Origin of the sequence: Pararhizobium sp. LjRoot255 (assembly GCF_964252905.1) — a bacterium.
In the GTDB taxonomy this organism is placed as follows: Bacteria; Pseudomonadota; Alphaproteobacteria; order Rhizobiales; family Rhizobiaceae; genus Pararhizobium.
This window is the reverse complement of sequence record NZ_CAXUPQ020000001.1, coordinates 2894804-2918641: the sequence shown is the minus strand read 5'-3', so window position 1 is coordinate 2918641 and position 23838 is coordinate 2894804. Positions and strand designations below refer to the sequence as shown.

The following is a 23838-nucleotide window of genomic DNA, read 5'->3' as shown; positions in this document are numbered from 1 at the left end:
AGCGGCGCCTGCGGGCGCCGCTTCTCTATTCCGCGTCTCAGAACTTGGCTTGCCTGCGCGCCAGGGTTCCCGTCCTCATTCCGAAGAAAACCGAAACCGCGGCGACCGCACATCCGGTGACGAAGACGACGAGCATCGCTTGGCGGATCGTTTCGGCCGATGCTGCTTCGCCAAAACCCATGACATTGGCGATAAGGCCGAAAAAGGCGGCGCCGATGGCGTAGCCGGCCGATTGCAGGGTCGGCAGCATCGCCGAGGTCCGGTCGCGTTCGGTATCGGTGGACACATCCATCATCAACTGGCTGATCGTGCCCCATGAAGTGCCGAACCCGGCGCCGATCATCACTTGTCCCGGCAGGACCAGCCAGAGCGCGCCCGAACCGATCGCGGTCATGACCGCCGCCAGACCGGCGAGAAGCAGAACCGGCCCCGCCAGCATGATCCGGTTGCGCAGCGCAAGAGATGGCAGGCTGGCGACGACGATCGCGGTGAGGCTCCAGGAGATCGCCATGACCGCGCTCAAAGCGCCGGCCGCGGTCGGTCCGAGCTGCCACAGATGCTGCAGGCTGTAGACGAGGAAGACCGACCCGGCCGCCTGGGCAAGCGGCATCAACAGGATGACCCAAAGACCCGTTCCCAATGCTTTGTGCGCGGTGAATGCAGCCTTGGGCAGCACCGGGTTCGCCGAGCGGCGGTCGAGATAGACGACGGCCGTGAGCACGACCGTGGCGCCGGCCAGCAGCAAAGCCATCAGCGCCGTGCTGCCAACCGCGCCGGAAAGCGAGATCATCAGGATGCCGAAACCCGCCGAGGCCAATCGTGCGAACGGGATCGACGGTGCTTTCTGCAGACCTGAGACACCGTGCGGAACGATGCACAGCACCAAAACAATGAAGAGGGCAGCCACCGGAATGCTGACGAAGAAGGCGGCGCGCCAGGAGAAATGCTCCGTCAGGCCACCGGCGACCAGCGGTCCGGAGAATGCGGCCAGTGCCCAGACGATCGCTTCGGCGCCGAACACCTTCGGCACGAGGCGCGGCGGAAAGAGCTCGGGGATGAGCGCATAGCAGAGTGCTGCGACAATGCCCTCGCCCGCTCCTTGCAGGAGGCGCCCGGCAAGAACCTGCGTCATGTCCGTGGCGAATGTCGCAGATACAGTGCCGGCGATGAAGATGGCCGCGGACACAAGAAGCGTGTTTCGCGCTCCGAACCGCTGCTTCAGATTGGCGGCCACCATGCCGCCGATGATGGCGAAGACGAGATAGAGGGTGAAGGCCCAGGACAGGAGAGCGGCGCCGCCGAGATCCTCGACGGCCGTCGGCAGTGCCGTCGAGATGAAGAATTCGTTGAAGGCGAAGAGAGCCACGCCGAGGCAGAGGGTGATCGTCGACACCAGATGGCGCGGCCGCAGAAGTTCGGCCCATCCGGCCGATAATTCAACGGGCGGAGCAGCCATCTGCTCTTCGACGTAGGGGATATTGTCGGTCGTCATGCTTCCGTCTCCAGTAAAGAAGCATGACTGTTACAACCTCAAGTGCAGTTGAGGTAAAGTCCTATTTTCGCGAGCGCATCAATTTTTCCGCTCGCAGGCGCCCCGATCAGTACCCACCCACAATCGGCAATATCTCGCCGGTGATGTAGCTCGAACATTGCGGCGACGCGAGGAAGACGTAGGCCGGAGCGATTTCTTCCGGTTGGGCGGGGCGTTTCATCGGCGTGTCGGAACCGAATGTGGACACGTCCTTCGCCTCCTTGTCCGACGGGTTGAGCGGCGTCCAGACCGGGCCGGGCGCGACGGCGTTGACGCGGATGCCCTTTTCGACAAGCTGTCCGGACAACGCCCGGGTGAAGGCATGGATCCCGCCCTTGGTCATCGAATAGTCCAGGAGCTGCTTGCTGCCTTCGATGCCGGTGACCGAACCGGTGTTGATGATGGCGCTGCCTTCCTTCATGTGCCGCACGGCGGCCTGCGCCATGAAGAAATAGCCGTAGAGATTGGTTTTCAGCGTTTCGTCGAAATGTTCTTCCGTCAGGTCGAGCACATCTGCGGTATGAACCTGGAAGGCGGCGTTGTTGACCAGCACGTCGAGCGTTCCGAAAGCCTCGACCACGGCGGCCACGGCCTTGTGGCAGAATATCCGGTCCTTGACGTCGCCGGGAATGGCCATCGCCCTGCGGCCCTCCGCCTCGATCGCCTTCACGGTGTCTTCCGCATCGCGGCCCTCGGCGAGATGGAGGATTGCGACATCGGCGCCCTCGCGGGCAAAGAGCACGGCGACCGCGCGGCCGATGCCACTGTCGCCGCCGGTGATCATCGCCACCTTGCCCTCAAGCTTGCCGGAACCCTTGTAAAACGGCGCATCGTACAAGGGGGCGGGATCGAGCTTGTATTCGGCGCCGGGCTTCGGCTGATGCTGTTTCGGAAACGGCGGCACCGGGTAGAGCCGCGCGCCAGCCTGCATCGCCCTCGGTTTTGCGGACTTCTGCTGCTTGTCCTTGGCGTCGGCCTTGGCGACCTGTTTTTGGATATGGCGCTGTTTTTCCGCGGTGCGGGCAGCTTGGCTTGCCTGTGCAGCCATGGTCTTTCTCCTTTGTCTCACGGAATCTGCGTCGGCTTGATCGTGCCGACGGACACAACGCCCTCGACAACGCCGCGCGGCCCGTCGGCCGCAAGCCCCTGCTGCTCAGACATCTCGACTACCGTATAGAGTCGCTCGTTGCGGAATGCGCTGGCATCGCGGGTAGAATTGCCTTCGGCCGGCAATGCATCGATCTCGGTAAAATCGAGTTCCGCCTGCGCGGCGACGACCCGGGCATCCGCGGCCGAGAAGGCGCGAACGACCACCTCACCCTGATAGTCGGCATTGTCCCAGTTCGGATCATTGGCAGCGGCGACGGGAATCAGGCGGTAGAGCTTCAATCTGTCCTGCGGGCGATCTTGCATGATCTCACCTCATTCATGGTGCGATATCCCTGCGCCGCTGCTCCTCGCTTTCGGCTGCCGCAGCCCGCGACAACGCCGCCTTCACGATCGACTGCATCTCGTCGTCGGCGACCTGCTGCATCGCGAAGCCGTCATCAGGCTCGATGCCCGGATCCTCTTCGTGATCGGATACGGTTTCGCTGTCCTCCGCGACACGCTCGAGAAACGCGCGGCCCTCGCTGCTTGCCGCGATGAACGCCGAAAGTGCGATAAAGAGCTTTCGGTGCGCGTTGAGCCTGCCTTCAAGATGGTCCGGTGATGGGTTCGGCATGAGCTGATCCTTGTCTTGCAGAACCAACGATCATACCTCGAGATTGTTCCCCCTCGTTGCGGTTTCGCCGTAAAACGCGTCTTTCCGGACTTGCCCCCTCCTCCGAATAATCTGGCTTTTGCACTCCGCTTTCTGCTATAAGCGTTGTTCAAATGTTTCTGACGGTTCCGGAGTTAACGCTCCGGTGACCGTTTTCTTTTGTGCCGAGCCCGCCTTTTGCGGGCTCGGTGCGGACTATGAAGGACAATGAAATGGTCGATAAAGTGCCGATGACTCAGAGCGGATTCGTCAAGCTGCAGGAAGAGCTGCGCTGGCGTCAGCAGGAGGAGCGCCCGCGGATCATCGAAGCCATTTCCGAAGCGCGCGCCCATGGCGACCTTTCGGAAAATGCCGAGTATCATGCCGCCAAGGAAGCCCAGAGCCACAATGAAGGCCGCATCGGCGAGCTCGAGGATTTCGTGGCACGTGCCGAGGTGATCGACCTGTCGAAGATGTCCGGCTCGAAGATCAAGTTCGGCGCCACCGTGAAACTGGTCGACGAGGACACGGAAGAGAACAAGACCTACCAGATCGTTGGCGACCAGGAAGCCGACGTGAAGCAGGGCCGCATCTCGATTTCCTCGCCGATCGCCCGCGCGCTGATCGGCAAGGAAGTCGGCGATTCGATCGAGGTCGTCGCCCCCGGCGGCTCGAAGGCCTACGAAATCCTCGCGATCAACTGGGGCTGATCCCCGGCATTTTGCATTACAGCGCCGCGCGTCTGTTCAGACGCGCAAAGGTCGCTGTAACAGCTGGAGTTGCTGCATAATTTTTGTCCTTAAATCGATTCCGATTTAAGGAATTATGCAGTAAAAGCCCGGACGGCACGTCGAGCTGCCTCCGGGCTTTTTCTGTTAGAGAACAAGGGCACGTAAGCGTGGAAGACATCAGCGACGTCGAGATCATCGCGCCGAACTTCAAGCGCCGCCTTTCCGGCGTCACCTCGACGATCATCCAGCTTGTTCCGGTGCAACGTGCGCTCGGCCAGAAGGTCGCGACTTTGGGTCCTGGCTTGCCGGTCGGTTTGCCCCGTATCGGCTATTCCGCATTGCTTCGGCTGTGGGGTCGGCCGAAAAACCGGGCGCTGAGGGTCTGGCATGCGCGACGCAATGTCGAAATGCTGCCGGCGATCGTGCTGCGGGACATCCTGCGGATGAAGCTCAGGATCGTCTTCACCTCCGCCTCGCAGCGCAAGCATTCCGGCTGGAGCAAGTTCCTGATCCGCCGGATGGACGCGGTGATCGCCACCAGCAATCGCACCGCCGCCTATCTGGCGGTGCCGAGCACGACGATCATGCACGGCATCGACACGCTGCGATTCTTTCCCGCCGATGACAAGATGGCCGCGAAGGCAGCACTTGGCCTTGCCCCCGACAAGAAGATCGCCGGCTGTTTCGGCCGGGTGCGCCATCAGAAGGGCACGGATCTTTTCGTCGATACGATGATCGAACTTCTGCCGATGCGACCGAACTGGATCGCAATCGTCGCCGGCCGTGCGACGGCGGCGCACGTCTCCTTCGAAAACGAACTGAAGGACAGGGTGAAGCAAGCGGGCCTTTTTGATCGCATCCTCTTCGTCGGCGAGCATACCAACATTCCGGACTGGTACCGGGCGCTCGACCTGTTCGTCGCTCCGCAACGCTGGGAGGGTTTCGGGCTGACGCCGCTGGAGGCGATGGCGACAAAGGTGCCGGTCGTGGCGACCGATGTCGGCGCATTTTCGGAACTGCTGGTGACCGGCGAGGATGAAACCGGCATCCTCATTGCGGCAAATTCGCTCGGCGACATGACGCAGGCCGCCGCTGCGTTTATGGACGACCCGGAGCGCGCAAAGCTGGCGGGCGAACGTGGGCTCGCTCGTGCGACCGACAGTTTCAGCATTCAGGGCGAGGCATCGCGGATCGGGGCGGTCTACGAGAAACTTTTTATCTGATACGGCGGCTTATTAAGCGCCTCAAACATATTGGTGCGTTGCGACCCGTCATCCGCCCTGTCGGGCACCTTCTCCTCGTAGACGGGGAGAAGGGACATGCGGCAAACTCCGGGCAAATCCCCTCTCCCCGCAAGCGGGGAGAGGGTTAGGGTGAGGGGCTGCTGGCTACCATGACGGGGCCTATTCAACCGAAAAACGACGAAATTTAAGGCTTGCGCTTGAACAGTTCGAGGTAGGCGTTGGCAACCGCCTCCTCGGAAAACTGCCCCATCAGGGTCTCGTGGCCGCCCAAGGCGACGTGATCGGCAAGGTGCCGGTCGTTGATCAACCGTTCGATCGCCCTGCTGAAACCGTCGGTATCGCCGATATCGACGAGCAGGCCGTTTTCGCCGTCGCGCATGAACCAGGTCGGCCCTTCGGACCGGCTGGAGACCACCGGCTTCTGCTGTGCCCAGGCTTCGAGAATGACGTTGCCGAGCGGTTCGTGACTTGACGGCATGACGAAGATGTCGGCGGCCGCCACGTAAGGACGCGTGTCCTTCTGCCAGCCGAGGAAGCGCACACGGTCGGTGACGCCGAGATCGGTGGCGAGCTTGCGCACGTTTTCCATCTCCTCGCCGTCGCCGGCAAGCCAGAGATAGACACCCGGCAATTTTGCAACGGCCGCAGTCAACAGCGCAAAGCCCTTGCGCGGCACGAAGCGGCCCATCGACATGACGACCGGCGCATTTTCCGGCGTATCGACGCTCCTGCGGTCGATCGGCGTGACGCGCTCGGTGTTGGTGAAGTTGGATATCACCTCGACGCCGCGCTTCCAGCCGATCCGGCGCACATGTTCGCCGATCCCCGGCGTGTTGCAGACCAGCACGTCGGTGTTCTTGAAATAGCTGAGATTGGTCGGATAGTCGCCGAGCCGCGAAATCTTGATGCAGCCCTTGTAGTTCGGCATCAGGCGGCTTGCCCGTGTCGCCCAGGAAAACAGCGCATCCGGCTTTTCGCGGCGCGCCAGGTGCATGACCTTCAGCGGCAGCAGGATGCGATCCGGCGACAGGTTGCGGAAATTGCTTTCGATCAGCCGGGCATGGGGCTCGACGTCCTTGCGCCACAGGCGGTTCGGACGGATGACGGCAGTCTGCTCGACGCCGCGCCGGGCAAGCGCATTGACGAGGTGGACGAAGAAGCGCTCGGCGCCGCCGTCCTTGCCGAAGTGGTAGTGCATAACCTTCATGCGGTCCTCATTTGCCGCGCCGCGCGCGCTCCATGTCGTCGAAATTCGGCCTGCGCTTGAGGGCATGCCGCTGATAGATCTTTGCCGCCGTCAGAAAGGCATAGACGCTGCCGGTTGCCGCCTCGATAAAGCCCGGAAGGCCACAGCGCCAGAGGCCATTGCGGAAATAGAGCCGGAGGAAATAGAGTGGCGGGCTGAGGATCACCTTGTAGGGGCGCGGCGGCTTGCCGGCCGCAAACTGCTGGTCCGCCTTCAGCGTCGAATATTTGTTTTCCTTGAGGATCTGCTCGTCGATAACAAGCGGCCGGTAGTGCAAAAGACTGCCCGTCGCCGCCGCCTCGACCTTGCCGTCCGGCACGATCCCTTCATGCACCTTTTGCGCAAGGTCGTATGCCCCCCCGCCCTTGCGGATCAGCCGCAGGTTCTTGCGTTCGCGCACCTTGTCCGGCGTATAGCCGTAGCCGATCAGATAGGGCCGGCGGGCGACGCGCCAGCCGACGGTGTCAGCCGGCGCCGCAATCAGTGACGGCAGCAGCGCCTGCAGCGGTTCATCCAGCCGCTCATCGGCGTCGATATTCAGGCACCAGGGCTCGCGGCACTGTTCCAGCGCGAACTGCTTCTGGCCGGCATAGCCGCGCCAGGGTTCGAACAGGAAACGGATCGGCCAGCCCTTGTCGATATAGGACTGCACCAGCGCCGCCGTGCCGTCGGTCGAGCCGGAATCGACGATGACGATTTCCGCGCAGTTCACCAGGCTCTCGATGCAATTGCCGAGATAGGCTTCCTCGTTCAGGCAGATGATGAAGGCGGAAACCGGGAGCTTCGATGGCATGGAGCAGTGCCCTTCAGGCCGCGCGGGCGAAATGGGAGGTCTTGCGGTTATTGCTCAGCATGACGTAGCCGCGGTTCTTCAGATTGGAAATGAGCGCCGCGATGGCATCCTCGCCGACGATATGCGGATGCAACTCGACGATGATGTCGGCAACGTTCTTCAGGTCGACACCGAGCAGCTGGATTTCGGCGCCCTCGACGTCCATGATCAATGCTGCGGGATCATGCTTTGCAAGGACGTCGGAGAGCGCCTCGCTTTCGACGATGATCTGCTTGTCGTCGCGCTTGCGGTCGTAGAGGCTGGAGGAGATGATGTTGTCGCTCTTGAAGAAGGCAATCGGCGCACCGTCGACGGTCACCGCGCGCATGGTGAGGTTCGGCGTCAGACCGTTCAGCTCAAAATTTCTTTTGATCGTCGGCTCCAACTCCGGATTGGCCTCGTAGCAGAAGACACTGTGTTCGCCGCAGATGCGGGCGGCAACGAGGCTGACGAAGCCGATGCCGGTGCCGATTTCAAGCGTGCGCATGCCGGGCTTGAGGATCCTGCCGATCAGGTCGCGTTCGGTGTCTTCGTAGATCTCGCGAAAAATCAGTTCCCGGACGTTTTCAGGAATATGACCGATGGTCGTGTCAATCGTGACGCCGCCCAGCCGGACGGTGCGGACGTTGAACATATAACGGAAGCTCTTGCGCAGCGATCGCAGCAGTCGTTTCAAATCACCTGATCCTATCGTGACAACCGGAGACACCGGCGCGGAAGCAACCTACATCTCTATCAGAGAGACATCCTTGACCTGCCGGATGGTCAGCATCGTGCGCACGGTATCCACGTTCTCCGTGGCCGTGAGCTCCTCAATAACGAAATCCTGAAATGCTGCAAGGTTTTCGGCCACGCACTGCAGGAGAAAATCGGATTCGCCCGAGACCATCCAGGCTTCGCGCACCAGCGGCCAATTTGCCGTCTGCTTGGCAAAGGCCTTGAGATTGGCATCCGACTGGTGCTGGAGACCGACCATGCAGAATGCAACCAGGTCATAGCCGAGCGCCGGTGCGTTCAGCAGCGCGCGATAGCCGCGGATGATGCCCGCCTCCTCCAGCTTGCGCACGCGCCTGAGACACGGGGGCGCCGATATGCCGACCCGCTCGGCCAGCTCGACATTGGTCATCCGGCCGTCATTCTGGAGCTCGCGCAAAATCTTCATATCGATTGCATCAAGGTCGACGCGCATCACCATGGTTGAGCTTCCCGTTTTTCTTGTCGATCCTGCATGTGCAGACCATATTTGTTATTGCCCGCGATACTTCAAAAGCCGCGCCGGGCTGCCAACATAAATTCCGTAGGGTTCCGTTTTGCCTTTGACCACGGCATTCGCGCCGATGACACAGCCTTTGGCAATATGGGAGCCGCCCAGGATCTGCGCTCCGGCACCGATCCAGACATCATCCTCGATCACGATCGGCTTGGCGACGACGCCCTGCATCGTAATGGCTTTGGAAACGTCGTCATAACGATGATCGAAGGAAACGACGACGACATGGGCGGCGATACGGACATCATTGCCGATCCTTATGCCGCCCAGACCATAAAGGATACTGTAGGGATTGATCGACACGTTCGAACCGATCTCGATCGTGCCTTTCTGCGCGTCGATGAAGCCGCCTCGATGGATCTTGAACCGGTCGCCGATCACCACTCGGCCCCGGTAGGCGTCGATGAACGCGCCCCACCGGATCTGCGATTTACGGCCGAGGCGCAGATAGCCCGGCAAAAGAAGTCCGCGAAGAAGGCAGAAATAGTGGGAAATCGATCCGATCCGCATGGGTCCTCAAGTCCCCAGCTGTTCGCCGGCAGACCAGATCGAGCGCATGAATCCGTGCTCGATCAATTGCTCCGGCGACGAATATTTCAGCGTGTCTTCATAGACGAAATCGAGTTCGCCGCTGGCCGCCACCGTATCGAGGATGCGCTGATACTCGCGCGCGCCGCCGAAATACTGCTTGTCCTCCACCGCCTGACGGGTTTTCGCGTGATAATCGGCAAAGAACTTGAAATGCAAGAGTACGCCGGAGATGGGCGAAAAGTTGCGGTCGAAGGGCAGCGGCTGATGGATGCTGACGCCGAAGCTGCAATCGTCATCCCAGTACATCAGCGGATATTTCATCATCTCGGCTTCGGCCGCAAACTTGCGCCGCCGCGGACCGCCGGCAAGGCTGAGGAAGCGCTTGGTCTTCTCGATGACGTAGCCACTGCCGTCGATGCAATCGGCAACCTCCCATGGCATGGCCTCCGTCGAACCGTCGAAGGCAAAGGCGCTGACCTCGCCCCCGGGGTACATGTCGATCATCGGAGCTGCGAACCGGCGCACGCCGAGGCTTTCGAGATGGGCGATCAGTTGCGGCAGCGGTCTTTCGAAGCATCGGTCGTAGACGAGGTATTCGTCCGCATCGATATTCAGATACCAGCGGTTCTTGCCATAGCGGGCAAACAAGGCTTCGCGCCACAGCTTGCCGCGCCGTGCCTCGCGATAGCGCACACCGGAGGTCCAGACGTCGACATCGGGCTGCGTGCAAAGAAATTCGCGCGTGCCATCCGTCGATTGATCATCGACGCAGATGAAGCGGGTCACTCCCAGCCGGCGATAATGCGCCAGCAGCGACCGCATGAATTTGAGGTCGTCATGCGCCAGGAAAAGCAGCGGAACATCCGCGCTCCGCAACGGCCGGAACGTTGCGGGCGACAAAGGCGACAACGTCACTGTTTCGGTCTTCCTCTTGCGGCGGGAAGAAACGCGGCGGCTGTAGAGCCAGGTGCCGAACCGGTGAAACAGCGTGCGGCCGTAGTCGAAATCGCCGGGATTGCGAAACGGGTATGGGGATTTCCGCTTGTTCACTGCCACGTCTGTCCGATCGGCGATTGTCATAAGTTTTGTCGGTAACACGTATTAGGATAAAAAAACGAGAGCGTCTTTACGCGCCATGCACAAAAACCTCGCCAAACCGGGGCAATTGCGCAACACATCTGTGCGTATCAACGAGGCCGCCCTTGAAACAAGGCCGCCGGAATCCCTAGACTAGGGGACAATTTCTCACCATATGACGAAGCCGGACGGTGTTATACCGTTCCGACGATCGAAGGACCCGGCTCATGACTGCCCGACATACCAAAGTTCTCATCATCGGCTCAGGCCCGGCTGGCTACACCGCCGCCATCTATTCGGCGCGCGCCATGCTCAATCCGGTTCTGATCGCCGGCATGGAACAGGGCGGCCAGTTGATGATCACCACCGACGTCGAGAACTATCCGGGTTATGCCGATCCGGTCCAGGGTCCCTGGATGATGGAGCAGATGCTCAAGCAGGCCCAACATGTCGGCGCCGAGATCGTCAGTGATCTCGTCACCAGCGTCGATCTCTCGGTGCGGCCGTTCAAGCTCACGACCGACAGCGGCACCGACTGGACGGCTGATGTCCTGATCATCGCCACCGGTGCCAAGGCCAAATGGCTCGGCATCGAGAGCGAGGCCACCTTCCAGGGTTTCGGCGTTTCGGCCTGCGCCACCTGCGACGGCTTCTTCTATCGCAACAAGGACGTGATCGTCGTCGGCGGCGGCAACTCGGCCGTCGAGGAAGCGCTCTATCTGTCCAACCTTGCCAAGACCGTTACCGTCATTCACCGCCGCGACAGCTTCCGCTCGGAAAAAATCCTGCAGGAGCGGCTGTTCGCCAAGGAAAACATCAAGGTGATCTGGGATCACGAGGTCGTCGAGTATCTCGGCGCGCCGGCCAAGCCGCCGATGCCGGCCTCGGTCAACGGTGTCAAGCTGCGCAACACCCGCACCGGCGAGGTGAGCGAAATGCCGATCGACGGCGTCTTCGTGGCGATCGGCCATGCGCCGGCGGTCGAGCTTTTCAAGGACAAGCTGCGCCTGAAGCCGAACGGCTACCTGTGGACGGCCGCCGATTCGACCGCCACGGACGTGCCTGGCGTCTACGCGGCCGGCGACGTGACGGACGACATCTATCGCCAGGCGGTCACGGCCGCCGGAATGGGCTGCATGGCGGCGCTCGAAGCCGAAAAATACCTGGCGGGCCATATGCCCGTCGCAATTGCGGCCGAATAGAAGCCGCGAACAATTGGAGCGGGAATTCTCGCTCCTGAGTGGGAACAGACAATCAGCTCTCTGGCGGGAAAGAACGAGGCCGTTTTCCGCCACGAGCCTTTATGGGAGGCCCTATGCCGCTAGACTGGGACAAACTGCGCATTTTCCATGCGGCGGCGGAAGCGGGATCGTTCACCCATGCGGCCGACAAACTGCACCTCTCCCAATCGGCCATCAGCCGCCAGGTGAGCTCGCTCGAGCAGGATGTCGGCATCAAGCTGTTTCATCGCCATGCCCGTGGCCTGATCCTCACCGAACAGGGTGAAATTCTCTATCGTACCGCCCACGAAGTGCTGATGAAGCTCGAAAGCGTCAGGGTCCAGCTGACCGAGACCACCGACAAGCCGAGCGGCAAGCTGCGCATCACCACAACCGTTGGTCTCGGCCAGGGCTGGTTGACCGACAAGGTCCAGGAATTCCTGGCGCTCTATCCGGAAATGCAGGTTCAGCTGATCCTCGACAACGAGGAACTGGACGTCAACATGCGCCACGCCGACTGCGCCATCCGCCTGCGCCAGCCGCAGCAATCAGACCTGATCCAGCGCAAGCTCTTCACCGTGCACATGCACGTCTATGCGGCGCCGTCCTACATCAACAAATACGGCGAGCCGCAGTCGCTCGACGATCTCGACAATCACCGCATCATCACCTTCGGCGAACCTGCGCCCAACTACCTGCTCGACGTCAACTGGCTGGAGATTGCCGGGCGCGATTCGGACAATCCCCGCCCCTCGCATCTGCAGATCAACAGCCAGACCTCGATCAAGCGCGCCTGCCTGCTCGGCATCGGCATCGCCATGATGCCGGACTATATCGTCGGTCGCGACCCCGGCCTCATTCAACTGCCGATCGGCGCCGCCATTCCATCCTTCGACACCTATTTCTGCTATCCCGACGAGATGAAGAACGCCGCGAAGTTGAAAGTCTTTCGCGATTTCATCGTCGCAAAAGCGCGCAACTGGAGTTTCTGACGCCGCCTTCGCAGTTGCACAAAAAATGTTCTCTACATTCCCACTAGACAAACTACTGTTTTAACTGATTTTTTCCCGAAGCCTTAACAACCTCAGGTGAATAAGCGATTTAAATCGCTTGAAAAATGCGCAGGCCTGCGCTCGGCACATGGCTGTCATGCATATTAAATGATTGCAGTGCGCCCAAAAAACCATCATATCGACTGCAGCTGATGCAGTTTGGTGGCTTTTTTCCTCCCAGTGCCACCGCAGCAGCTGTTCCCCTCTGGAGGTTTAGATACCTTCATAACTATAAAGGGCCCAAGTTTTCTTGTGGCCCTCTTTTTTTGCCTTGAATTCAAGTACATCCTTATAGTTGCAATTTTTCTTGGCGCCGCGGGTTGAAATGCGCAATCCCCTTTCCCATATCCAATCCAGCTGGTGCAGATGGTGGTCTTTTTCCTCCCAGTGCCACCGCAGCAGCTGTTCCCCTCTGGAGGTTTTTTGACCTTCACACTTAAAGGGCCCGGTTTTCCCGTGGCCCTCTTTTTTTGCCCAGAATCCCCCTCACAGAGATGTGATTTGAATATCGGACAAACACGATCTAAATATCGGCGTATCGAGATTTGACGATACAAGGTCGATTGATGGACAAGGACGAGATCCTCAAGGCACTGGCGCATCCGAAGCGCATCGAGATGCTGGGATGGATGAAGCAACCGGAAGCGCATTTTTCCGACCAGCATCATCCGCTGGAGATGGGCATTTGCGCCAGCCAGTTCGAGCGATGCGGTCTTTCGCAATCGACCGTCTCCGGCCATCTGGCGATCCTGCAGCGCGCCGGTCTCGTCACCACCAAACGCGTCGGCCAGTGGATCTTCTACAAACGGAACGAAGAGACCATCCAGGCGTTCCTGAAAGACATCGGCAACACACTCTGACGGCGATCCGCCCGCCAGCCCTTATCCTCCCAGCCAGTGCTGATCCTTCCAGCCAGCCCTATCCTCCCAGCCAGCCCTTATCCTCCCAGAATGACTACCCCCGCAACGAACGAAAAGGACTTCCCATGACTTCCCTCTTCGACCCGATCAAGATCGGCGACATCGAGCTTGCCAACCGCATCGTGATGGCGCCGCTGACGCGCAACCGCTCGCCGGGCGCCGTTCCGAACACGCTGAACGTCACCTATTACGAACAGCGCGCCAGCGCTGGGCTCTTGATCACCGAAGCGACCGCGATCACCCATCAGGGTCAGGGTTATGCCGACGTTCCCGGCCTCTATAGCAAGGAAGCGCTGGACGGCTGGAGGCAGGTCACCTCAGCCGTCCACAAGGCCGGCGGCAAGATCGTCGTGCAGATGTGGCATGTCGGCCGGATCTCCCACACATCGCTACAGCCGAACGGCGGAAAGCCGGTGTCGGCCTCGGCCATCCAGGCGAAATCGAAGACCTACCTCATCAACGAAGACGGCACAGGCACGTTCGCCGAAACATCCGAGCCCCGCGCGCTCGAGTTCGCCGAAATTCCCGGGATCCTCGAAGACTACCGCAAGGCCGCACGTGCGGCGATCGATGCAGGCTTCGACGGCGTCGAGATCCACGCAGCCAATGGCTACCTCATCGACCAGTTCCTGCGTTCCGGCTCGAACGTGCGCACCGACCAGTATGGCGGCCCGATCGAAAACCGCGCCCGCTTCCTGTTCGAAGTCGTTGATGCGATCACCAAGGAAATCGGCGAAGGCCGCACCGGCATCCGCATTTCGCCGGTAACGCCCGCCAATGATTCGTCCGATCCGGACGCGCAGGCGCTGTTCACCTACGTCGTCGAAGGCCTGGCGAAATACAAGCTCGCCTATATCCACATCATCGAAGGTGCGACCGGCGGCCCGCGCGATTTCCAGCAGGGTGATCAGCCGTTCGACTACAAGGCGTTGTGCCAGGCTTATGAAAAGGCCGGCGGCGAGGCCGCATGGATGACCAACAATGGCTACGACCGCGACCTCGCCGTGGAGGCCGTCGAGCAGGGCAAGACCGACCTCGTCGCCTTCGGCAAGCCCTTCATCGCCAATCCGGACCTCGTACAGCGCCTGAAGGACAACGCGCCGCTCAACACCCCGGACCAGGCCACCTTCTACGGCGGCGGCGCCAAGGGCTATACCGACTATCCGCTGCTTGAAAAGCAGGTCGCGTGAGATTCGTATAGATGTAGATCCCGCCCCTCACCGGGCGGGATCTGTCCTTAAATCGATTCCGATTTAAGGAATTATGCGGTAGAGCTTCGGCGTTTTCCGGAGAAACCCAATGCAGCTGCGTGACGCCAAAGAGGCCGACCTTCCCGCTATCCGCGACATCTACAACGATGCCGTTCTCAACACGACGGCGATCTGGAACGACGCGCAGGTGGACCTCGAAAATCGCGCGGCGTGGCTCACGGAGCGCCGGCGCCTCGGCTATCCGGTGCTCGTGGCCGTCACCGATGACGGCACGATCGCCGGTTATGCCTCCTTCGGCGACTGGCGGGCATTCGACGGCTATCGTCATACGGTCGAGCATTCGGTCTATGTCGAGAGGAGCCAGCGCGGCGGCGGCATCGGCAAGATGCTCATGCTGGCCCTGATCGACCGCGCGGCGGCCTGTGGCAAACATGTGATGGTCGCCGGCATCGAGGCCAACAACGCGGCATCAATCCGGCTGCACGAAAAGCTCGGCTTCGTCATCACCGGCCAGATGAAGGAAGTCGGCACCAAGTTTGGCCGCTGGCTGGATCTGACCTTCATGCAACTGACCTTGCCGGATCAAGCATAGACCATCTCCCGGCGCCGCCGCATCGGTGCTATCAAGAACTGTCGAGATGTTTGGCGGACGGGTCCCTGGGCGGATGAGGCACAAGAACCAGCGGCATGATCGGATACGGCTTGCGGTCCTGTTTGCCGCAACCTTCGGCCTCGCCGCGATCTCAAGCGCGCCCCGCGCCGCTGCACAGCCGGAATGGCGCGCGCCGCCCTGCATCTTTTCCGCCATAACGCCAAATACGACGCTCTGCGTTCGCGCCCACAGCTACAGCCGCGACATCTGCACCGCCCTTGGCCATTTCGCCGAGACCAACGCCTTGCCGCCCGATTTCTTCGCACGGCTGATCTGGAAGGAAAGCCTGTTCCGTCCGGATGCCGTCAGCCCGAAGGGAGCCGAGGGCATCGCACAGTTCATTCCCGCAACCGCAAAGCTGCGCGGGCTTTCCAACAGCTTCGATGCCCTGGAGGCCCTGGGGAAATCGGCCGAATATCTCGATGACCTGCGTAACCGCTTCGGTAATCTCGGCCTTGCGGCCGCGGCCTACAATGCCGGGGAAAGCGGGCTGGAGACGTTTCTGCGCACCGGCAACCTTCCTTACGAGACACGCGCCTACGTGCTCGCCATCACCGCCCATCCGGTGGAGGAATGGAAGGACAATCCGCCGGAGACGCTCGATCTCAGGCTCGACAAAGACAAGCCTTTCTACGATGCCTGTACCGCCCTTGCCGACAAACGCCGCCTTAAGGACGTGATGTTTGAAGAGGAAGGCACCTGGGCGCCCTGGGGCGCGCAACTTTCGGCACATTTCCACAAATCCGTGGCGCAGCGGCTGTTCCTCGCCACCGTCAAGCGCATGCCGTCGCCGCTCAATGCGGAAAAGCCACTGATCCTACGGGAGCGCAACCGGGCCTTCGGCAACCGGCTGCGCTATGCGGCCCGTATCGGCCGCGAGACAAGACGCGAGGCCGAAGTGGTCTGCTCCGCAATTCGCAAGGGCGGCGGCGCCTGCATCGTGTTCAAGAACTAAGCCTTGCCCGGCTACCGGACCCTGGCTTGTGCGGCGGCGGCAAAACCCGCTACCGGACCGGCTGCTCCGGCGGCAGGCAGCCGAGCGTCCCAGCATTTCGCGGCGATCGATCAGACGTGTCGGATGAGTCGAGGACCTCCTGCGCCAGGAGCCGATATCGCCGTGCGGATGGTCGCACCGGCACGGGACGCGCTGATCACCCGCCGGATCGGCGGCAGACGGTACACCCCGGAATTCAGCCCTGCGTGACGGCGGTCGAATTCACCGGATCACCGACATCCCGCCGCGTTGCCAGCGCCTTCACGGAAAACAGCGCGTAGACGACGAGTGGCAGGCAGATGAGGTAGGAGGTGCGGATACCGGCATGTTCTGCGACGAAGCCGAGCAGCGGCGGCGCAAGGAAAAAGACGATGAAGGTCACCTGCCCGAGTGCTGCGACGTTCACCTGTGCAGCGCGGTCGGTGCGCTGGGCTGCCGCCGAAACCGCCAGAGGATAGACGGCGCTGCAGCCGGCCCCCATCAGCGCGAAACCGGCGAGCGCGACGTAAGGGTGCGGCGCAAGCCACACCGCTGCGATACCGATGCCCGACAGGATGAGAAGAGTCGATGCAACGGCGCGGGCGCCAAAGCGGTCGACGACGGGATCGACGAACAGCCGGGCCATCGCCATGCAGAAGGTGAACAGCGTCAGCCCGAGGCCACCGATGAAGGGTTCAACCGAAAAGACATCGCGCATGTAGATGGCCGACCAGTCGATGCCCGCGCCCTCCACCAGAAAAGCGGCGACCCCGATGATGCAGAGCGGCAGGAGACCGATGGTCGGCAGTGCCAGAAGCGGCGCGTTTGCCTCATGCGACAAGACGCGCGCCGGAGCGTTGCGAATGCCGGAAATGGCGATCGTCCCGCCGACGAGGACGACGGCAAGCGTCACGGCCAGATGAACCTGCATCGATATTTCAGCCTGGCGGACGACGGAGGCGATCAGCGCGGTGACGAAGAAGCCGAGACTCCAGAAGCCATGTGCCCGGTTCATGATGCCGCGCCCGAGCTGCGCCTCGATGCGGTCGATCTCGACGTTGAGGTTGATTTCCAGCGCCCCCGCGAGAAGCCCGGCGCAAAACAAAATGCAGAACACCAAGGGTGCCGCGCCGACCCAGGGCACGAATGCGAAGGCCGCCGCCGTGCCGAGGACCGTGATAAAGGCAGTGGTGCGGGCACCGAGATGGGCGATCAGCGGCGAGGAAAGCGTCAGCGAGATCAGCGCCCCGATCGCCATGCCGATCAGCGTCAATCCGAGTTCGGACTTGTTGACGCCCAAGGCGACCTGGAGATCGGGCATGCGCGCCAGAAGCGCGCCGAGCGAGACGGCGAACAGGAAGAAGCAGATATAGATCCTGTGATGCGGCGCGATGTTCATGACCTGGCTCCTCGACAGGCGATGCTTTAACGGGAAACACGCGGGAGAGGAACCCGCATGGCGTGTCCGGCACAGCGATTTGCAGCGGTTAGGCTAGATGTCGCTACGTGGGAATGCGAAACGGGGTGGAGCGGACCTGGGACTCGCGCGGAATCTACCCAACAAAAAACCCGCCGTTTCCGGCGGGCTCGTTGTCGGGATCAACCTCGCCTTACTTGCAGGCTGCACAAAAACGCTGGATGCGCTTGCAGGCTTCTTCCAGCTGTTCTTCCGAGGTCGCATAGGAGATGCGGAAGTTGGGGCCGAGGCCGAAGGCGGAGCCATGGACGACGGCGACGCCTTCGGATTCGAGAAGCTCGGAGACGAAGTCTTCGTCCGTTTCGATCACCTTGCCCGAAGGAGCGGTCTTGCCGATCAGGCCCTTGCAGGACGGGTAGACGTAGAAGGCGCCCTCAGGAGACGGGCACTCGATGCCCTTGGCCTGGTTGAGCATCGAGACGACGAGGTCGCGGCGGCCTTCGAAGATCTTCTTGTTTTCCGGAATGAAGTCCTGTGTGCCGTTGAGCGCCTCGACGGCGGCCCACTGGGCAATCGAGCAGGCGCCCGAGGTCTGCTGGCCCTGGATCATGTCCATGGCCTTGATCAGCGCCAGCGGACCGGCCGCATAGCCGATGCGCCAGCCGGTCATGGCATAGGCCTTGGAGACGCCGTTCATCGTCAGCGTGCGGTCGTAGAGCTCGGGCTCGACTTCGACCGGCGTCGCGAACTTGAAGTCGCCATAGGTCAGGTGCTCGTACATGTCGTCCGTCAGGATCCAGACATGCGGATGCTTCAAAAGCACGTCGGTCAGGCCCTTGAGCTCCGCATGGGTATAGGCAGCGCCGGACGGGTTGGACGGGGAGTTGAAGACGAACCACTTGGTTTTCGGCGTGATCGCCTTTTCCAGATCAGCAGGCGTCAGCTTGAAATTGTTTTCCTGGGTCGCCGCAACGAACACCGGCGTGCCGCCGCAAAGCGCCACCATTTCCGGATAGGACACCCAGTAAGGTGCCGGAATAACGACTTCATCGCCAGGATTCATCGTCGCCATGAAGGCGTTGAAAAGAATCTGCTTTCCGCCGGTGCCGACGATCGTCTGGGCGGCGGTGTAGTCGAGATTGTTCTCGCGCTTGAACTTCTTGGCGATCGCCTCGCGCAGTTCCGGAATGCCCGAAACCGGCGTGTACTTCGTCTCGCCGCGGTTGATCGCGTCGACGGCCGCCTGCTTGATATTGTCCGGCGTGTCGAAATCCGGCTCCCCGGCGCCAAGCCCGATCACATCGCGGCCCTTGGCTTTCAGTTCCCGGGCTTTCTGGGAAACGGCGATGGTGGCGGATGGCTTCACACGGGAAAGGGCGTCGGCAAGAAAGGCCATGATGTGGTTTATCCTGATCAGGTTGAAACAGCATGCGAGCCAGCGGGAGCGGTCTTTGCCAGGCTCCATAGCGGTTAGGTGTATGTCGAAAGACAGCCCCGGTTTCAAGCGCAAAGCGCCCGGAGAGCCGGCAAAATGCGTGACCATGACAATGTTTCATCAGTCGCATCACGGATTGGGATGAATCACTTTCTCGGCAGCGCGGCGCAGATGGTTGAATCGACTCCGATTTTTCATGCCCGCGAAAGAAACCCGAAAGGCAGGTGCAGCGCCTTCGGGCCTGAAGGAGAATAACGTATCACAGCCGAAATTTATTCTTCAAAAACAGGAACTTTGCGACATTTCCGCAACGCCTTGATTTGGTCACAACAAATGCCGCGGGCCGCCGCAATTCCGTCCTCGTGCAGACGATTTCGGAGCCTTTTCTGAGGATCTACCGAATCCATCCGCACCGAGGGGCCACGCAATGTTTGTCGATACGGAAATCGGCGCCACGACACCGCGCCGCCAGCACATGCCATATGTCGAATATCTGCTGGTCGCAGCCCTTGTGGCCGTAACGATCGTCCTGTTTTTCGTGATGGGCTTTTTCTCGGAGGCCTCGGCCGACACCGGACAGAGCCGACCGCAGCATTTCGCCGGCTATGTACGCCCCAACGACATGGGCACCGGTGCCCTGCTCTTCCCATCCAAGGAACCCGGCTCCTTCGTCGAGGCACCCCGGCTGGCGACCGACGTTCAGATCGACGTCAACGGACCGATCCTGCGCACCCGCGTCACGCAGCGGTTCCAGAACCCGAGCAGGGGCTGGGTCGAGGGCACCTACGTCTTCCCGCTGCCGGAAAACGCCGCTGTCGATACGTTGAAGATGCAGATCGGCGACCGCTTCATCGAGGGCGAGATCAAAGCCCGCGAGGAAGCGCGCAAGGTCTATGAGGAAGCCAAGGCCGCCGGCAAGAAGACAGCGCTTCTGGAGCAGCAGCGCCCCAACATCTTCACCAACCAGGTCGCCAATATTGGCCCCGGCGAAACCATCATCGTGCAGATCGAATATCAGAGCAGCGTGCATCAATCGGGCGGCGAATTCTCGCTGCGGTTCCCGATGGTTGTCGCGCCGCGCTACAATCCGGATCCGATCGTTGAGACCGTCGATCTCGATCCCAATTCCGGCTACGCCGTCCGCGATCCTGTGCCGGATCGCGACAAGATCACGGCCCCCGTGCTCGATCCCGCGGAGAATGCAAAGATCAATCCCGTGACGCTGACGGTCAATCTCAATGCCGGTTTCCCGATCGGCACCGTCGCCGCGCCGTTCCACGAGACCGACGTCCAGACGGTCGATGACATGGCACGCAGGATCACCCTAAGGAGTGGCAGCGTACCGGCCGACAAGGATTTCGAGCTGAGCTGGCACGCAGCAGCCGGCAAGGCGCCGCATGCGGGGCTCTTCCGCCAGACGATTGACGGCAGGACTTATCTGCTCGGCTTCGTGACGCCTCCGGCCGACGAGACGGCAACGGAAACGGAAACGGCGCCAAAACGCGAAGTCGTCTTCGTCATCGACAATTCCGGCTCGATGGCCGGCAAATCGATCGAACAGGCGCGCGAAAGCCTGGCGCTAGCCATCTCCAAGCTGCGGCCGGAAGACCGGTTCAACGTCATCCGCTTCGACGATACGATGAGTGTGCATTTTCCCTCCCTCGTGCAGGCGACACCGGACAAGCGCGAGGATGCGATCGCGTTCGTGCGCGGCCTGACGGCCGATGGCGGTACGGAGATGCTGCCGGCGCTGGAGGCAGCCCTTCGCACCCAGGGACCGATCGAGCCAGGTGCGTTGCGGCAGGTCGTATTTCTGACCGATGGCGCGATTGGCAACGAGGCGCAATTGTTCGAGGAGATATCGAGGAACCGCGGCGACGCCCGTGTCTTCACCGTCGGGATCGGCTCGGCTCCCAACACCCACTTCATGACCAAAGCCGCCGAACTCGGCCGCGGCACCTTCACGCTGATCGGCTCGGAAGACCAGGTGGCCGCCCGCATGGGCGAATTGTTCGACAAGCTGGAAAACCCGGCGATGACCGACATCGCTGTCACCTTCGACGGCGCGAATGCGCTGGATATCACGCCGAATCCGATGCCGGACCTCTATCGCGGCGAGCCGGTGGTGCTGACCGCACAGCTTGACGGTGTTACACTCGCGGGCAAGCTGCAGATCACCGGCAAGACCGGCGACCAGCCCTGGCGTGTCGAGATGGATATCGCCAAGGCGTCCGAAGGCAAAGGCATTGCCAAGCTCTGGGCGCGGCGCAAGATCGACGATCTTGAGGCAAACGCTCATGCAGTGAGCGACCAAGCTGTGCTCGACAAGCAGATCGAGTCGGTGGCGCTTGCCCATCACCTCGTTTCGCGGGTCACCAGCCTGGTTGCCATCGACGTGACGCCGTCGCGTCCGGCGGGCGAGCCTGTTGCCAGCACCGACGTGCCGCTCAACTTGCCGGAGGGGTGGGATTTCGAGAAGGTGTTCGGCGAGAAGACGCTTCCGGAAAGTCAGCGCAAGGCCGCGCTTGACCAGGCCGAAGAACAGGCGATGCTGGTCGCCGATCGGATGGCCGCCGCGCCGACGGCGCGTGCCGCCAGCCTGATCGCCGAAGCCGGCAATCAGGTGAACCTGCCCCAGACCGCAACGCTCGCCGACCGGTACATCCTGATCGGCCTGATGCTGCTGGCCATCGCCGTGATGGCGGCCTCAACCTTCGGCCTGTGGCGCTGGCAGATGCGCGGCCTGATCCTGGAGGCACGCAGCCGTGTCCAATAAACAGACGCTCGACGGGCGCGGCGGCTTTCTGGCGCGCCTCAACATGCTGGAAACACTGGTGCTCGCGGGCATTTCCCTTGTCGCGATCGCTGGCCTGATGCTGGTCGGCAAGGGGTTCTACTTGAAGACCAAGGCCGAGGTGTCGCAGGTACTGCTGAAGCGAAGCTTCGAGGCGCACCTGCATGGCGCGACCAACGTCAAACCCTGGCCCTGGGCCGACTTCTCGACCGAGGCGGAGATCACCGCGCCCCGCATCGGCCAGACCGCGATCGTGCTGTCGGGCGCCAGTGGCGAGGCGCTGGCGTTCGGTCCGGCGCGGCTCGCCAACACGCCGGCGCCGGGCGAACTCGGCACCTCCGTCATCGCCGCCCATCGCGACACGCATTTCCGCTGGCTGAAGGACGTCAGGCCCGGCGATCTTCTAGTGATCACCCGCAAGGACGGAACAAACCTGACATTCCGCGCCGGCCCGGGCCGGATCGCCCGCTGGGACGAGAGCGGCATCAACGCGGATGCGCCCGGCCGCAATCTGGCGCTTGCCACCTGCTGGCCGTTCGATGCGACCGAGCAGGGCCCCCTGCGCTACATCGTCCAAGCGGAGCTTGTTTCCAATGCGCCGCAATCGAAGCTCTCGGCGCTTCGTCGCCCCATCCAACTGCCGGTAAAATCCTTTTGATCAGCCTTGATCCCTTCGTGCCTGACCCCAGCTATTCCGAGTAACGAATGGAGGCCGAGATGAAGACGACGCTTGAAAACCTGTTTACGTCCGCCGGTCTGGCGGTAATCCTTTTCGCAAGCCCTTCCCTCGCCGCTGACGACCCTGCGCAATATTCGACCGAGAAGGTGTCTGTTCAGGTCGAAACGCTTGCCTCCGGCCTCGACAATCCCTGGTCCGTCGAAGTGATGCCGGACGGCGCCTTCATCATCACCGAGCTTGGCGGCACTCTTCGCATCATTCGCGACGGCAAAGCATCCGCGCCGCTCCGCGGCGTCCCGAAGAGTGCGCGCCAAGGGCAAGGCGGGCTTCTCGATGTCGCGCTCGATTCCGATTTCGAAGCCAACCGCACGATCTTCCTGTCGATGGCGGTTGCGGATGGGGGCCGCTATGGAACGGTGATCGTGCGTGGCGTGCTTTCAAAGGACGCAAAGAACCTTACCGGCGTCAAGGAACTCTTCCGGATGAACAAATTCACCGGCAAGGGCCAGCATTTCGGATCGCGCATCGCGATCGCCTCCGACGGCAGCCTGTTCTTCGGCATTGGCGATCGCGGCGAGCGGGATCGGGCACAGGACATGCAGGACCATGCGGGCTCGATCCTGCATATCAAGCCGGACGGCAGCATCCCCGCGGACAACCCTTACAAGGACGGCAAGGCCGGGCTTCCGGAAGTCTGGTCGAAGGGGCATCGCAATCCGCAGGGCATCGTCATCGACCCGAAGGATCACCAGTTGCTGACGGTCGAGCATGGCGCACGCGGCGGCGATGAGGTCAATGCGCCGCAGCCGGGCAAGAACTACGGGTGGCCGGTCATCACCTATGGCAAGGACTATTCCGGCGCCGAGATCGGCGTCGGCCAGGCAGCGGAAGGCTACGAGCAGCCGCTCTACTATTGGGATCCGTCCATAGCACCGGGCGCGATCGACGTTTATCACGGCGCGATGTTCCCGGAATGGGAGGGCGATCTCTTGGTATCGGCGCTGAAGTACCAGCTGCTGGCGCGACTGGAACGGGATGAAAGCGGCCAGATCGTCTCGGAAGAACGCCTGTTCGAAGGCGAATTCGGCCGTATCCGCGACGTCAAGGTAGCGCCCGGCGGCGCGGTCTTGATGGTGACGGACGATGGGGCGCTGCTGCGCGTCTCCGCGGCGGACAAGAAAAGCTGAAGGGGCGCTATTTTTCGCCTCAAGCGGCGCACTTGCCCGAATTTGATGCAGCTGCTACCTGATCGCCGGACCAATCCGCATCTCTGCCGCGCCTG

General features: G+C 61.5%; 23 protein-coding genes. 11 read left to right on the top strand and 12 right to left on the bottom strand.

Annotated features, from left to right (window positions below; translation table 11 throughout):
• Positions 1 to 37: 37 nt before the first annotated feature.
• The 4 genes from ACSQ2W_RS14100 to ACSQ2W_RS14085 form a co-directional block, all read right to left on the bottom strand.
• Entirely contained in the window at positions 38 to 1456 is a 1419-nt protein-coding gene (locus ACSQ2W_RS14100; protein WP_436087788.1) for an MFS transporter, read from the bottom strand.
• 142 nt (positions 1457 to 1598) lie between these two features.
• The gene (locus ACSQ2W_RS14095; RefSeq protein ID WP_436086800.1) at positions 1599 to 2579 is read right to left on the bottom strand and encodes an SDR family oxidoreductase; all 981 of its coding nucleotides are present in this window, start codon (positions 2577 to 2579) and stop codon (positions 1599 to 1601) included.
• Between the two features lie 17 nt (positions 2580 to 2596).
• The gene (locus tag ACSQ2W_RS14090) at positions 2597 to 2944 is read right to left on the bottom strand and encodes a hypothetical protein (RefSeq protein ID WP_436086799.1); all 348 of its coding nucleotides are present in this window, start codon (positions 2942 to 2944) and stop codon (positions 2597 to 2599) included.
• Positions 2945 to 2957: 13 nt separating this feature from the next.
• Positions 2958 to 3254: a hypothetical protein gene (locus ACSQ2W_RS14085; RefSeq protein ID WP_436086798.1), complete on the bottom strand. Its 297-nt coding sequence runs from the start codon at positions 3252 to 3254 to the stop codon at positions 2958 to 2960.
• A 251-nt stretch (positions 3255 to 3505) separates the two neighbouring features.
• Here ACSQ2W_RS14085 and greA point away from each other — a divergent pair, with 251 nt between their 5' ends.
• Together greA and ACSQ2W_RS14075 are read left to right on the top strand one after the other, a co-directional pair.
• Complete coding sequence (gene greA, locus ACSQ2W_RS14080; RefSeq protein ID WP_037127414.1) at positions 3506 to 3982, top strand: transcription elongation factor GreA; 477 nt, start codon at positions 3506 to 3508, stop codon at positions 3980 to 3982.
• Between the two features lie 188 nt (positions 3983 to 4170).
• Entirely contained in the window at positions 4171 to 5226 is a 1056-nt protein-coding gene (locus ACSQ2W_RS14075) for a glycosyltransferase family 4 protein (protein ID WP_436086797.1), read from the top strand.
• Positions 5227 to 5431: 205 nt separating this feature from the next.
• On the opposite strand, the gene ACSQ2W_RS14070 is transcribed toward ACSQ2W_RS14075, so the two are convergent.
• The 6 genes from ACSQ2W_RS14070 to ACSQ2W_RS14045 are packed head-to-tail and all read right to left on the bottom strand — an operon-like array spanning position 5432 to position 10113.
• A complete protein-coding gene (locus ACSQ2W_RS14070) occupies positions 5432 to 6454 on the bottom strand; it encodes a glycosyltransferase (RefSeq protein ID WP_436086796.1) in 1023 nt (340 codons plus the stop codon).
• 7 nt (positions 6455 to 6461) lie between these two features.
• Complete coding sequence (locus ACSQ2W_RS14065; protein WP_436086795.1) at positions 6462 to 7286, bottom strand: glycosyltransferase family 2 protein; 825 nt, start codon at positions 7284 to 7286, stop codon at positions 6462 to 6464.
• Between the two features lie 13 nt (positions 7287 to 7299).
• On the bottom strand, positions 7300 to 8001 hold the full coding sequence (locus tag ACSQ2W_RS14060) for an FkbM family methyltransferase (RefSeq protein ID WP_436086794.1): 702 nt from the start codon (positions 7999 to 8001) through the stop codon (positions 7300 to 7302).
• Between the two features lie 48 nt (positions 8002 to 8049).
• Complete coding sequence (locus ACSQ2W_RS14055) at positions 8050 to 8520, bottom strand: Lrp/AsnC family transcriptional regulator (protein WP_436086793.1); 471 nt, start codon at positions 8518 to 8520, stop codon at positions 8050 to 8052.
• 51 nt (positions 8521 to 8571) lie between these two features.
• A complete protein-coding gene (locus ACSQ2W_RS14050; protein ID WP_436086792.1) occupies positions 8572 to 9105 on the bottom strand; it encodes an acyltransferase in 534 nt (177 codons plus the stop codon).
• Between the two features lie 6 nt (positions 9106 to 9111).
• Positions 9112 to 10113, bottom strand: a complete 1002-nt coding sequence (locus tag ACSQ2W_RS14045) for a glycosyltransferase family 2 protein (RefSeq protein ID WP_436087787.1) — start codon at positions 10111 to 10113, stop codon at positions 9112 to 9114.
• Positions 10114 to 10430: 317 nt separating this feature from the next.
• Between ACSQ2W_RS14045 and trxB the strand changes: the two genes are divergently transcribed.
• From trxB to ACSQ2W_RS14015, 6 genes are all read left to right on the top strand, one after another.
• The gene (trxB, locus tag ACSQ2W_RS14040; protein WP_436086791.1) at positions 10431 to 11405 is read left to right on the top strand and encodes a thioredoxin-disulfide reductase; all 975 of its coding nucleotides are present in this window, start codon (positions 10431 to 10433) and stop codon (positions 11403 to 11405) included.
• A gap of 113 nt (positions 11406 to 11518) precedes the next feature.
• The gene (locus tag ACSQ2W_RS14035; protein WP_436086790.1) at positions 11519 to 12415 is read left to right on the top strand and encodes a LysR family transcriptional regulator VtlR; all 897 of its coding nucleotides are present in this window, start codon (positions 11519 to 11521) and stop codon (positions 12413 to 12415) included.
• Positions 12416 to 13041: 626 nt separating this feature from the next.
• Positions 13042 to 13335 carry an ArsR/SmtB family transcription factor gene (locus ACSQ2W_RS14030; protein ID WP_436086789.1) on the top strand — a complete coding sequence of 98 codons (294 nt, stop codon included), beginning with the start codon at positions 13042 to 13044 and terminating at the stop codon, positions 13333 to 13335.
• Positions 13336 to 13460: 125 nt separating this feature from the next.
• Positions 13461 to 14585: an alkene reductase gene (locus ACSQ2W_RS14025; protein WP_436086788.1), complete on the top strand. Its 1125-nt coding sequence runs from the start codon at positions 13461 to 13463 to the stop codon at positions 14583 to 14585.
• A gap of 109 nt (positions 14586 to 14694) precedes the next feature.
• Complete coding sequence (locus ACSQ2W_RS14020; RefSeq protein ID WP_436086787.1) at positions 14695 to 15198, top strand: N-acetyltransferase family protein; 504 nt, start codon at positions 14695 to 14697, stop codon at positions 15196 to 15198.
• Between the two features lie 73 nt (positions 15199 to 15271).
• Positions 15272 to 16213, top strand: a complete 942-nt coding sequence (locus tag ACSQ2W_RS14015) for a lytic transglycosylase domain-containing protein (RefSeq protein WP_436086786.1) — start codon at positions 15272 to 15274, stop codon at positions 16211 to 16213.
• A gap of 235 nt (positions 16214 to 16448) precedes the next feature.
• Here the strand turns inward: ACSQ2W_RS14015 and ACSQ2W_RS14010 are convergent, their stop codons facing one another.
• Both ACSQ2W_RS14010 and ACSQ2W_RS14005 read right to left on the bottom strand, forming a co-directional pair.
• Complete coding sequence (locus ACSQ2W_RS14010; RefSeq protein ID WP_436086785.1) at positions 16449 to 17630, bottom strand: MFS transporter; 1182 nt, start codon at positions 17628 to 17630, stop codon at positions 16449 to 16451.
• 211 nt (positions 17631 to 17841) lie between these two features.
• Complete coding sequence (locus ACSQ2W_RS14005) at positions 17842 to 19044, bottom strand: pyridoxal phosphate-dependent aminotransferase (protein WP_436086784.1); 1203 nt, start codon at positions 19042 to 19044, stop codon at positions 17842 to 17844.
• A 466-nt stretch (positions 19045 to 19510) separates the two neighbouring features.
• On the opposite strand from ACSQ2W_RS14005, the gene ACSQ2W_RS14000 reads away from it, so the two are divergent.
• From ACSQ2W_RS14000 to ACSQ2W_RS13990, 3 genes are read left to right on the top strand one after another with little or no spacing between them, the layout of a single operon-like run.
• Positions 19511 to 21859, top strand: coding sequence for a marine proteobacterial sortase target protein (locus ACSQ2W_RS14000; protein ID WP_436086783.1), 2349 nt, complete (start codon positions 19511 to 19513; stop codon positions 21857 to 21859).
• Positions 21860 to 21902: 43 nt separating this feature from the next.
• Entirely contained in the window at positions 21903 to 22535 is a 633-nt protein-coding gene (locus ACSQ2W_RS13995; protein ID WP_436087786.1) for a class GN sortase, read from the top strand.
• Positions 22536 to 22594: 59 nt separating this feature from the next.
• Positions 22595 to 23743, top strand: a complete 1149-nt coding sequence (locus tag ACSQ2W_RS13990; RefSeq protein ID WP_436086782.1) for a PQQ-dependent sugar dehydrogenase — start codon at positions 22595 to 22597, stop codon at positions 23741 to 23743.
• Positions 23744 to 23838: the final 95 nt, after the last annotated feature.